The organism is Sphingomonas faeni (assembly GCF_040407565.1).
Taxonomy (GTDB): domain Bacteria; phylum Pseudomonadota; class Alphaproteobacteria; order Sphingomonadales; family Sphingomonadaceae; genus Sphingomonas; species Sphingomonas faeni_F.
Genome location: NZ_JAPZPR010000003.1, coordinates 31,774 through 43,328 on the forward strand (window position 1 = coordinate 31,774; position 11,555 = coordinate 43,328).

The window sequence follows — 11,555 nt, forward strand, 5'->3', positions numbered from 1 at the left end:
GTCGGAAGCGCGAACGGCATCGCCGATAGGTCGGATTCGCCGGGATCGGCCCAGGCTGGCCGGCGCTCCGGGTCAGGCGGCGGCGGACGCCTTCCATCCGCGGTTCGCAAGCGCGCGCGCTTCCTCGACGGGCAGCGGACGCCCGAAATAGAATCCCTGGACCATCGTACAGCCGAAGTCCTGGACCATGCGGTGCTCGGCCTCGGTCTCGACGCCCTCCGCGGTCGTCGCGATGTCGAGGTTGTTCGCCAGCGCGATAACCGCCCGGACGATCGCCACGGCCTCACGCAGGCCCTTGGCGGCGTCGCGAATGAAACTGCGATCGATCTTGATCGACGAGAAGCGCGTGCGGCTCAGATAGCCCAGCGACGAATAGCCGGTGCCGAAATCGTCCAGGCTGAGGCGCACGCCCAGATCGAGCAGGCGTTCGAGAACCTTCGTCGCGCCAAGTCCCTCGTGCAGGAACACGCTTTCGGTCACTTCGAGTTCGAGCCGCTCCGCCGACAGGCCCGCGTTCGTCAGCGCCGAAGTGACGGTCGTCACGAAGCTCGGATTCTGGAGTTGATCGGCGGAGACGTTCACCGCGATCCGCATGTCGGACGGCCAGCGCACCGCTTCGGCACAGGCCGTACGCAACACCCAGGCGCCGATCGGTGCGATCAGCCGGGTTTCCTCGGCAAGCGGGATGAATTTGCTTGGCGGGATGCTGCCCAACTCGGGATTGGTCCAGCGGAGCAACGCCTCGAACCCACGGACGGCGCCGCTGCCGACGTCGACGACGGGCTGGTATTCAAGATGCATCTCGCCCTTCTCGATCGCCGTGCGCAACGCCATTTCGAGCACGCGACGTTCTTCGGCCTGGACGTGGAGTTCGGGTTCGTAGGTGCGGAACACGCCGCGTCCCGCGTCCTTGGCACGGTAGAGCGCGAGATCCGCGGAGCGCACCAGCGTCTCTGCGGTGCGACCGTCGCGCGGCCCGATCGAAAGTCCGATGCTGGCGCCGATGTGCAGCGTATGGGCGTCGATCTCATAGGGGCGCGACAACGCTTCGATGATCCGCTGCGCCAGGCGTTCGACGGCCGCGCTGTCGCTCGCATCGCGGACGATGACCGCGAATTCGTCGCCGCCGAGCCGGCCGCACATGTGCTTGTCGCCCATCAACTGATCGATTCGTTCGGAGACGCGCCCGAGCAACCGGTCGCCGATCGGATGGCCAAGCGTGTCGTTGACCGCCTTGAACCGATCGAGATCGAGCATCATGAACGCATAGCGTCCGCCTCGCTTGTCACCCTCCGCGATCGTCTTGACGAGCGTCTCGTTGACCATCAGCCGGTTCGGTAGCCCGGTCAGCGTGTCGAACCGCGCCATGCGGTTGATCTTGTCCGCCGAGGCGCGCTGTTCGGTAACGTCGGAGCCGACGCCCCGAAAGCCGCAGAATTCCCCGCGGTCGCCGAACCGCGGAGAGGCTGCGATTTCCCACCAGCGATCCTCGCCGGCGATCTGCACGGGCAGGCGCAGGTCGCGGAAGCTCTCGCGCGCCTTCAACTTCTCGGCGAGCGTGCGCAGGCCAGCAGCGAAATTACCGGTTTCCCAGGTCGGGCCGGCGAGCACCTGAAGCAGGGGCATGCCCTCGATGCTGATCGGATCAAGGCCGCAGGCGAACGCGAACCGTGCCGACGCCCGGACGATGCGGCGCGCGGAATCGGTTTCCCAGAGCCAGTCCGCACCCGATTCCTCGAACTCGCGCAACAGCAGACTGACCGTCTCGTCGCGCTCGCCGATTGCGATCTCCGCAGCGCGGATCATCACCAGCGCACGCGCACGGGTGATGCACACGACCATGAGCAGAACCGTGAACGCGAGGATGCCGAACGCTGCTGCGGTCGTGCCCGCCATGACCAGCTGGACGATGATCGCGAAGCCAAGATAACCGAGGAATATCAAGGTCGCGAGCGCAAGCGGCGCCATCGCGAACGCAGCCGCGGTCATCAGCACGATCAGTGTTATTCCGAGACCTGCGGTCGTCCCCGAAGGCGCGTGCGTACAGAACAGCACCGGCACCGTCGACCAGGCGAGACCAAGTGCCAGCCCCTCCCAGCCGGTGTTGCGCACGTCGCGGACGTTCGCATAGCTGTCACCGCGATGATGCGTCGCCAGGCGACGAAACCCGACCGCGACCGCGACCGCATCGAGCAGCGCGACCCAGGTCGCGATCTGCCACAGCGGAACGATCTCTCGTACCAGCACCGCGGTGATCAGCGAGGCAAACACGTTGGCGGCGAGCAGGAACAGCGCCAATCTACGTCCTGCGAAAAGCTGCGTGGCGCGGATACGGCTCCACTCAGCCGAATCCGCGCCATCGCGCAGGCCGAGCACTGTCGTAATGTCGAACGCAGCACGGCGCGACAGGGGTGGTGTTCTCGTACTCACAGCGCGCGTTATAAAACAGGTTGGTTAGCAGATCGTTCGTGAAAGACCATTTTGGATATATTAATTCCGGGTCGTGCCGCTAAACCATGCAGATCAAACGAACTTTACCGCGAAGATTTTCGCAACGATCGTTTCCTCACGCAGCGATGTCGTAGGGCTTGATATCACCGCTGAGATACAGGTTGCGCGCCTTGGCGCGGCTGAGCTTGCCCGACGACGTGCGCGGCAAGGTGCGCGGCGGGATCAGTTCGATCACGCAGTTCATGCCCGTCACCGAGCGAACCCGCTCGCGAATCTCGTCGCGCAGACGCAGGCGTTCGCCCTCGTCCGAACTGCGGCACTGAACCAGAACGGCAGGCGTTTCCTCGCCGCCAGGCGTGGTGATCGCAAACGCGGCGATATCGCCCGCCTTGAAGCCGGGAAGCTGCTCCACCGCCCATTCGATGTCCTGCGGCCAGTGGTTCTTGCCGTTGACGATGATCATGTCCTTGGCGCGACCGACGATGTAGATATAGCCGTCGGACATATAGCCCATGTCGCCGGTATCGAGCCAACCGTCGGACATGCAGGCTTCGGTCGCGGCGTCGTCGCGGAAATAGCCGACCATCACCGACTTGCCCTTGCACCATACCTTGCCGATCGCACGCTCGGGCAGCGGCGTGCCGTCCTCTTCACGAATCTCGATCCGCATGTCGCGTACCGGCTTGCCGCAGTTGACGATCGCCCGGTAGCGCTGAGGACGGTCGCCGCCCCGCGAGCCGCCCGACAACTGCGTTTCCTCGACCAGTTCGACGCGGATGCCTTCGCCCGGCGGCATCAGCGATACTGCGAGCGTCGCTTCGGCGAGACCATAGCTCGGCAGGAACGCGCTGGCCTTGAAGCCCGCATCGGCGAACGCGTCGACGAACGACTGCATCACGTCGGGGCGGATCATGTCGGCGCCGTTGCCCGCGACCCGCCAGCGCGACAGATCGAAACGGTCGCTCGCCTTGGTCTGCGACGACATGCGGCGCGCGCAGATATCGTAGCCGAAGGTCGGCGAGTAGCTGAGCGTCGTGCCCGTATTGCGGCTGATGAGGTCGAGCCAGGCAAGCGGGCGGCGCGCGAAATCCTCGGTCTTTAGGTAATCGGTCGAGACCTGGTTGGCGATCGGCGACAGGAAGCAGCCGACCAGCCCCATGTCGTGATACCAAGGTAGCCAGGAAACGCAGCGGTCGGTGCCGCAGACCTCCATGCCGTGGCTATGCGCGGCGAGGTTGTTGAGCAAGGCTGCATGCGTGATGACGACGCCGTGCGGGAAGCGCGTCGAGCCGCTCGAATATTGCAGGTATGCGATATCGTCCGGACTCGCGTCGGGCAGCGTCGCGACAGGCGCTTCGCGGCGAGCGAATTCGGACCAGTCGATCCCTACGGTACCCGACAGGCGCGCGGCTTCGCCGGCCATCTGCGCGAGTTCGGGTGGGAAGATCAGCATCTTCGGATCGCAGCTCGAAAGCTGGACGCGGAGCTGTTCGATGTACGAATCGCGGCCGCCGAACGAGGTCGGCAATGGCAGCGGGACGGGCCAGGCGCCAGCATAGACCACGCCGAAGAAGAGCGCGGCAAACTCGGGGCCGGTTTCGGCGACCAGCGCGATCCGGTCTTCGGGTGCGACGCCGGCGGCGATCAGGCGATCGGCCATCGCGCGGGCGTCGGTGCGAAGCTGGCTGTAAGGATAAGGCTGCGCGAGGGTACCGCGAGCGTCGTGGAAATTAAGACCGCGGTTACCGGTGGCGGCGTAATCGAGAGCCTCACCGAGCGTGCCGAAATCGGCGAAGCGGCGTGGCAGCGCGTCGTGCGTCGGCGTCGCGACGAGAGCCGCTGCGGTCTGGCCGTGATTGCCACTCTTGGTGGCCGTATCGGTCTTCGCCGTATCGGTCGTCATCGCAGTTCCTGTCTTGCTCCGCCGTGGGGATCGCACACACCACGCCTATCTTCAGTCTAGCCGTTCAATTTCGGGTGTCAGTGTGGCACAATGATGGCGTGCCGGATGATGACGATCATGAAAGCCTGACCACAGGTACGGACGGCCAGGCGAAAGGCCGCTTCGACGGCGACGGCAAAGGTCAAGGGTTCGGCAAAAACCGGGGTAGCGGCAAGGACCGCGGTGACCGGCGCTCGCGTGAACGACCAGCGCCAAAGCCCTTCGATGCGGCTGCGCTGGAGACTATGGCGTTGCGCTATGTCGAGCGGTTCGCAACGACGCGCGGGCGGCTGACGGACTATCTCAAGCGCAAGATCCGTGAACGGGAATGGGGTGGTGCGCCGACGGATCCGGCTGCACCGACGCTCGACCCCGTCGGGCTGGCGCAACGAATGGCCGATCTCGGCTATATCGACGACCGGGCCTTTGCGGAGCAGCGGGCTGCTGCAATGCAGCGCCGGGGACTTGGCGGGCGGCGGGTCGCCGGTGCGTTTCGCGAGGCGGGGATCGACGAGGGCGACGCCGAATCAATCGCGCCGGCGATCGAGGATCGCGCGATCGACTCGGCACTCGCGTTCGCGCGACGCAAACGAATCGGGCCATATGGCACGGGCGATAGCGACCGGAAATCGCAGGACAAACAGCTCGCGGCGATGATTCGCGCGGGACATCGCTTCGATCTGGCGCGCAGGATCGTTGCTGCACCGCCGTCGGATACGGTCGAATCGTCCGATTTCGAATGACCGAAGCAACGGATTCGTTGCGACCGCGACGAACCGTGCTAGCAGGGGGTCAGGGGGCGTAATGATGCGTAACGACACGCAACTGAGTGGCGCGGCGCCGACCGTTTCAACGATGGCCGAGTCGACGCTGGACGATGTTGCACCGATGGTCGCCGAGGAGCGTCCGTCGGAGCAGGCGGAAACACGCGCGATCGGCGGTGTCATCAAATGGTTCGACGTAACTCGCGGGTTCGGCTTCGCGGTCGCGGACGACGCCAACGTCGGCGATATCCTGGTCCATTTCTCGGTTCTGCAGGCCCATGGCCGCCGCAGCCTGCCCGAAGGCGCGCGCGTCGAGACCCTGTCGGTCCAGCGTGGCCGCGGTTTCCAGGCGCGCGAAATCGTGTCGATCGACATGACCAACGCAGTGGAAGAGATCGTCCGCGCGCCGTCGTCGCCCGACCGTATCGATCCGGTCGCGATGATCGATGCCGCGGGACCGTTCGAGCCAGCAATGGTCAAATGGTTCAACCGGTTGAAGGGCTATGGTTTCCTCGTGCGTGGCGCGGATGGCAGCGATATATTCGTCCATATGGAAACGCTGCGCCGAGCCGGGATCGAAACCGTCGAACCCGATCAACGGCTGCGTGCGAGGGTCGTCGAGGGGCGCAAGGGTCCGCTTGCGGTCGCAGTCGAAGAGGATCTGGGATGATCGTTGGTGGCAAGGCCGTGTGGGCGGGCCTGTTGGTGCTCGGCGCCGGTGCTGGGGGAGTTGCGTACTTGCGGAGCGAGGATCACGTCGTTGCCAACACCGCGCTGACGATCAAGAGCGCCAATGGCAGCCACGTCTTTTCGATCGAACGCGCGAAGACGCCTGAGGAACAGGCGCGGGGGCTGATGTTCCGAACCGATCTGAAGCCTGACGGCGGCATGCTGTTCTGGCCGTATCCGGGTGAGGGCGGTCCGCCGCGCGAGGCGAATTTCTGGATGAAGAACACGCCGAGTCCGCTCGACATCGTGTATATCCGCGCGGATGGCACGATCGCGCGGATCGCGGAGAATACCGTACCGTTCTCCGAGGCGCCAATTCCGTCGGGCGAGCCGGTCGGCGCGGTGCTGGAGTTGATGGGTGGGCGTTCGGCGGAGCTGGGGATCGCCGAGGGTGATCTGGTGACGTGGGACAAGACGAAGTAGGCTGGCGCTGTCTGTCGCACGTGCTTTAACAATTCCATCCCACCGCGCGAGACTGTCGAAGCAATTATACTGCCCCGGCGAAGGCCAGGGTCCAGTTGGGAGACGTCGCCAACTGATGCTGCGCTCCGGTACCGTACCCTTTTCGACTGGGGCCCCGGGCTTCGCCGGGATGGTGGCCTTGCTCGAAAGGGCCTTCAAAGGCGGGGGGTCGGTCTGGGCTGATCCCGTCGAGCAACCAGGACCGTTTCTCCGCAAAAGGACGGTGAGTCAGACTGGGCTCCCGCCTTCGCAGGTGAACGGGGCTGTCGTATGTGAGGCGGGGCCGAAGTCTCAACGGTGCATTTTCACGATCCTCCCCCGCAAGGGGGAGGTGGCAGGCGCCAGCCTGACGGAGGGGGAGGCACACGCCAACCGCTGATCCGTATCCTCCCCCTCCGACGCCTGCGGCGCCACCTGCCCCTCGCGGGGGAAAATCTCCCAAGAGCCTACGTACCCTTCCGCCAACGATCATGGTTGAAGCCCGTCGCCACTCGGGTTAAGCGCCACGCATGGGCTTTCTCGCATCGACTTTCACGTGGTGGAACGGCGCCACCCTCGGCACCAAATTCGGCCTGCGCAGCATGGCGAAGATGGGTGAGGACGCGCTTGGCAACGTCTATTACCAGGGCGGCAAGGACACCGCCGGCAACCCGCGTCGCTGGGTGATCTACCAGGGCGCGACCGACGCGAGCCGGGTGCCGCCCGCGTGGTTCAGCTGGCTGCATCATCAGGTCGACGACGTGCCCGAGCGCGCATTGCCGCCCATCCGCGCCTGGCAGAAACCTGCCGTACCGAACATGACCGGGACCGCGCTTGCCTATCGGCCCGCGGGTGCGCTCGAAAAGGGCGGCAAGCGGGCTGCCGCAACGGGTGACTACGAAGCCTGGACGCCCGAAGGGTGAGCCTGCGCTGGCTCGCCGCGGCCGTGTTGGTCGTGGTGTTGGGGGTGGGCGGCTGGTTCGGATATCGCGCGCTCAACGCCCCGGCGACGACGACGGCAGTGGTCCAGCAGGACCTGCCGGGTGCGAACGAGCCCGGAAACTCTTCGATCGAGACGCTCGATACCGGCGCCGCGGCGATCGCCAATGGCGGCACGCCGATGGCGCAGCGGGTCGCGGTGATCGGCCTGCTCAACAAGCGTAACGGCGAGACCCGCGAGGTCCGGCTCAAGCCCGGCCAGGCGACCCGGCTTGGCGACGTCGTGCTACGGCTGCGCGCGTGCGAACAGACCGCGCCGTGGGAGCAGGAACAGTTGACCGGCGCGTTCGTGCAGGTCCTGGTGCGTGACGTCGACGCGCATTGGCGGCGGACATTCTCGGGCTGGCTCTACAAGGAGCGCCCGGCGCTCAACGCGGTGCAGCACCCGATCTACGACGTCTGGACCAAAAGCTGTGCGATGACCTTCCCGGAAACCGGTCCCGATACGGCGCCGGTCGCGGACGCCTTGCCGGCCAAGCGATCGAGCGCGCGAAAGTCGCAGGCGGGCGACGCGCCAACTGCGGACGAGGTCGCGCCGATCGCGCCGTCGAGTGCGGCGGCGAGTAACGCCGCGTAATCCGCTCGGTCGATCTCGATCGCGCCGAGCGAGGCGAGATGCGACGTCTGGAATTGGCAATCGAGCAATGCGAACCCGCCTGCGCGCAGGCGTGCTACGAGGTGGGCGAGCGCGACCTTCGACGCGTCGGTGGCGCGGCTGACCATGCTCTCGCCGAAGAACGCCCGGCCGAGTGCCAGTCCGTAGAGACCACCGACGAGCTTGCCGCCGTCCCAGCACTCGACCGAATGTGCGAAGCCCATCCCGTGGAGGGTCTGAAAGACGCGTTCGATGCTATCGTTGATCCACGTCTCCGGGCGGCCTTCGACGCTTTCGGCACATAATTGCACGACGCGCTCGAAGGCGGTGTCGACGGTGACCTGGAAGCGATCCGTGGCGATCGTCTTCTTCAAAGAGCGGGAGAGCTGGAAACCTTCGAGCGGAAGCACTGCGCGGCGGCGCGGCTCGACCCAGTAGACGCTGGCGGCATCGCGGCTGTCCGCCATCGGGAACACGCCGACCGAATAGGCGCCGAGCACGAGTTGCGGGTCGAGCGCATTCGCTGGATCGAGGACGTTGCTCATGCGGCCAGACGATGCTCGATCCGGCGCCAGAGATCGGCGAACGCCTGCGCAGCGGACGATTTCGGCGCGAACACCCCCACCGGCGCGCGCTTGACGGCCATCGATTCGATCGCGCTCGCCATCGGAACCACCGGCCAGTCGGGATGCTGTTCCAGCGCCTCGCCATGCAGCGCGCGACGGCGGTCGACCATCACATGCACAGGCAGCAGCTGGGTCCTCCCGCCCAGATGGCGCACCACCGCCTCATAGGCGCGGGTCGACAGTGGCGACGGGATGACGGGAACGACGATCAGATCGGCGGCACGCATCACTTGGTCGGCGGTTTCGGTAAGCCCCGGTGGGCAGTCGAGGATGACCCGGTCGTAGGCCTTCAGGTCGGATAGCAGCTTGGCCAGCCGCTTCTTCTTGTCGAGATCGTGAAAAAGTTGATCGAGCCCGCGCAGCGATGCGTCCGCAGCGACGAGATCGAGTCTTGGATAGGACGTCGGTCGCGCCTGCTTGCGTACCGCCACATCCTTCGAAAACATCGCGTGCGCCTGATCGATCGGACCGGTGCCGGGCCGGTCGTCGCCGAGCACCCAGGTTGCGGCCGCCTGGGGATCCAGATCCCACAACAAAGTCTTCCGCGCGGAGGCGGTCGCTGCACACCAGGCCAGGTTCACCGCCAACGTCGTTTTTCCGACGCCGCCCTTGAGGCTGTAAATCGCTACTGTCGCCATGGCGCCACGGTGCCGGTCTCACGCGTCGGGAGCAAGATGTCCGGCACAAAGAAAAGCGGCCGGTGGAGGATCCACCGGCCGCTTCAACGCTTAATCGACGCCGATTAACGGCCGGAACGCCTTACGCGTGACAGACCTGTGCAGACTTGCCCGGCGCGGTCAGCGTTACGTTGGTTTCGCTGCCGGTCATCGACCAGCCGCCCTCGGCGGTCTTTGGCGCGCCGGCGACGTCCGACTTCAGCGTGGTTGCGGGACCGTCCTTCTTGATGCGGACCACGGCCTGCTTGTCGCCCTCGAAGAACGTCACGAACAACAGGCTGTTATCCTTGCAGCGCAGCGTCTTTTCCGACTTGATCGCAGGCGGCAGCTCAACCGGCGCGGCGTTGGCGAGCGTGTTCGCCATCGGATCCGGATTCGTGTCCACCACTTCTGGCGCGGCAGGCTTGGAGTTGCAGGCAGCCAACGCAAGCAGCGCGGCGACGGCGGTTATGGGGATGATCTTCATGACGAAACACGACTTCGCGCATGCAGCATAGGGCGTCAAGGTCTATGGTCGTTCACGCCGTGCGAGATCGACGAACGGAGGCCCGTTCACGGACAGTTGGAAGACTGCGCGCCCGTCCTTGTGAGGTTGCCGCTACGCCGTGGTGATGATCGGCATCATGGTCGGCTCGGGCGATCGTGGCCGGCGCCGCCACGATGTTGATACAGCCGGTCTTCGATGAGCGCGAGTGGAGTCGCGATGTGCGCGGCGATCAACGTGTCGCCTGCCGCCTCCATGGCGTCCGACGCTTCCCGCAGAAGAGCCAGCGCGTGCAGATAGTGCTTCACGAAACCACGCTCCTCTAACGCATTACTCAAACTGTTAACATAGATCATACCAATTGCATGATGTTTTCTTGGTCGCCTGCTCATCGATATTGGGGAATCTCCTCCACTGATCGGCGGAGGGAGAAGGGGCGACTGCAGTTTGGCTGACATCCGGCGGATTTAACGGGACAAAGTTTCGATCGCTTGCCGGGCGCGTCCAGCGGCGCCACATACCGGCGATGCAAACACTCCCTGACACACTCGCTCTGATCGGCAACACCCCGCTCGTCCGCCTCAACGGCCCGAGCGAGGCGACCGGCTGCGACATCTTCGGCAAGTGCGAATTCACCAACCCCGGCGCGTCGATCAAGGATCGCGCGGCGCTGTTCATCGTCGAGGATGCCGAGCAGCGCGGACTGCTCCAGCCCGGCGGGACCATCGTCGAGGGAACCGCCGGGAACACCGGGATCGGGATCGCGCTGGTCGCGAACGCCAAGGGCTACAAGACGATCATCGTCATGCCCGAGACGCAGAGCCGCGAGAAGATGGATACGCTGCGGGCGCTGGGAGCGGAACTCGTGCTGGTGCCGGCGGCGGCCTTCTCTTCGCCGTGCCATTTCGTCCACACGTCGCGGCGGATTGCCGAGGAGACGCCGGGTGCGGTGTGGGCGAACCAGTTCGACAATACGGCCAACCGTCGTGCGCATATCGTCGGCACCGCGGAGGAGATCTGGGACCAGATGGGGGGACGCGTCGACGGCTTCACTTGCGCGGCAGGAACCGGCGGGACGATCGCAGGGGTCGGGCTCGGGCTCAAGGCAAAGGACGAGAATGTCTGCATCGCGCTGACCGATCCCCACGGCGCGGCACTGTACAATTACTATGCGCATGGCGAACTCAAGTCGGAAGGCTCGTCGGTCGCCGAGGGGATCGGGCAGGGGCGGATCACCGCCAATCTGGAAGGCGCGCCGATCGATACGCAGTTCCGGATTTCCGATCAGGAGGGCTATCACTGGGTCCGGCGGTTGCTCGACGAGGAGGGACTGTGCCTTGGCCTGTCGTCGGGGATCAACGTCGCAGGGGCGATCGCGCTGGCAAAGCATCTGGGGCCGGGCAAGCGGATCGCGACGATCCTGTGCGATACCGGATTCCGCTATCTCTCGACCTTGTACGACCCAGCCTGGCGCGAGGCGAAAGGGCTCGGGTGAGCAAAGGGATGCTCGGGAATCGACAGCGGCGCGGTGGTCGGGTATCTGAGCGGGGCAAGATGAAGCTACCGCACGAACCCTCGCAGAGCATGCAACGTATCAAGGTCGGCATGATCGGCCTTGCCGCGGTTGTGCTGCTGATCGGACTGGCCAGCGCGATCATCGGTTCGGCGAGTCGCGAGCGGCCGGTCGCGACCGCGGGCGCAGCGCAGGCCGACGTGGTTGCAAACATGGCGGTCGCGAATACGACAACGGTGGCGGCGGCCGGCGAGCCGCTAGCCGAGATGGGCGTGGCGCCGAGTGCCAATACGCAGGCGCCTGCTCCTTAATTTGGGGAGGCGAGGGCGGGTAT

12 protein-coding genes and 1 pseudogene are annotated in these 11,555 nt (G+C 65.3%); 7 read left to right on the plus strand and 6 right to left on the minus strand.

The annotated features are described in order from the left end of the window. Positions 1-72: 72 nt before the first annotated feature. Together O6Y00_RS06910 and O6Y00_RS06915 are read right to left on the minus strand one after the other, a co-directional pair. Positions 73-2,430 (minus strand): putative bifunctional diguanylate cyclase/phosphodiesterase, encoded by a 2,358-nt coding sequence (locus tag O6Y00_RS06910; protein WP_353441877.1) that lies wholly within the window; start codon positions 2,428-2,430, stop codon positions 73-75. 136 nt (positions 2,431-2,566) lie between these two features. After that, entirely contained in the window at positions 2,567-4,354 is a 1,788-nt protein-coding gene (locus tag O6Y00_RS06915; RefSeq protein WP_353441878.1) for a fatty acyl-AMP ligase, read from the minus strand. 98 nt (positions 4,355-4,452) lie between these two features. Here O6Y00_RS06915 and O6Y00_RS06920 point away from each other — a divergent pair, with 98 nt between their 5' ends. The 5 genes and pseudogenes from O6Y00_RS06920 to O6Y00_RS06940 all read left to right on the plus strand — a co-directional run. Next, entirely contained in the window at positions 4,453-5,136 is a 684-nt protein-coding gene (locus O6Y00_RS06920) for a regulatory protein RecX (protein ID WP_353441879.1), read from the plus strand. A 145-nt stretch (positions 5,137-5,281) separates the two neighbouring features. Next, the gene (locus O6Y00_RS06925) at positions 5,282-5,827 is read left to right on the plus strand and encodes a cold-shock protein (protein WP_353442242.1); all 546 of its coding nucleotides are present in this window, start codon (positions 5,282-5,284) and stop codon (positions 5,825-5,827) included. After that, positions 5,824-6,309: a DUF192 domain-containing protein gene (locus O6Y00_RS06930; protein ID WP_353441881.1), complete on the plus strand. Its 486-nt coding sequence runs from the start codon at positions 5,824-5,826 to the stop codon at positions 6,307-6,309. The genes O6Y00_RS06925 and O6Y00_RS06930 overlap by 4 nt, the downstream gene beginning before the upstream one ends. A gap of 548 nt (positions 6,310-6,857) precedes the next feature. Continuing rightward, a complete protein-coding gene (locus O6Y00_RS06935; protein ID WP_353441882.1) occupies positions 6,858-7,250 on the plus strand; it encodes an NADH:ubiquinone oxidoreductase subunit NDUFA12 in 393 nt (130 codons plus the stop codon). 197 nt (positions 7,251-7,447) lie between these two features. Then, positions 7,448-7,681, plus strand: a pseudogene (locus O6Y00_RS06940) (DUF2155 domain-containing protein); the annotation flags it as partial. A gap of 35 nt (positions 7,682-7,716) precedes the next feature. Here O6Y00_RS06940 and aat read toward each other — a convergent pair. The 4 genes from aat to O6Y00_RS06960 all read right to left on the minus strand — a co-directional run bounded on the left by aat (position 7,717) and on the right by O6Y00_RS06960 (position 10,064). After that, positions 7,717-8,466, minus strand: a complete 750-nt coding sequence (gene aat, locus O6Y00_RS06945; protein ID WP_353441883.1) for a leucyl/phenylalanyl-tRNA--protein transferase — start codon at positions 8,464-8,466, stop codon at positions 7,717-7,719. Next, on the minus strand, positions 8,463-9,185 hold the full coding sequence (locus O6Y00_RS06950) for a ParA family protein (protein ID WP_353441884.1): 723 nt from the start codon (positions 9,183-9,185) through the stop codon (positions 8,463-8,465). The genes aat and O6Y00_RS06950 overlap by 4 nt, the downstream gene beginning before the upstream one ends. Before the next feature lie 121 nt (positions 9,186-9,306). Next, complete coding sequence (locus O6Y00_RS06955; RefSeq protein ID WP_353441885.1) at positions 9,307-9,690, minus strand: hypothetical protein; 384 nt, start codon at positions 9,688-9,690, stop codon at positions 9,307-9,309. Between the two features lie 155 nt (positions 9,691-9,845). Then, a complete protein-coding gene (locus tag O6Y00_RS06960; protein ID WP_353441886.1) occupies positions 9,846-10,064 on the minus strand; it encodes a hypothetical protein in 219 nt (72 codons plus the stop codon). Between the two features lie 170 nt (positions 10,065-10,234). Between O6Y00_RS06960 and O6Y00_RS06965 the strand changes: the two genes are divergently transcribed. Further along, positions 10,235-11,203, plus strand: coding sequence for a cysteine synthase A (locus O6Y00_RS06965; RefSeq protein ID WP_353441887.1), 969 nt, complete (start codon positions 10,235-10,237; stop codon positions 11,201-11,203). Between the two features lie 89 nt (positions 11,204-11,292). Then, entirely contained in the window at positions 11,293-11,532 is a 240-nt protein-coding gene (locus O6Y00_RS06970) for a hypothetical protein (protein WP_353441888.1), read from the plus strand. The last annotated feature ends 23 nt before the right edge of the window (positions 11,533-11,555 follow it).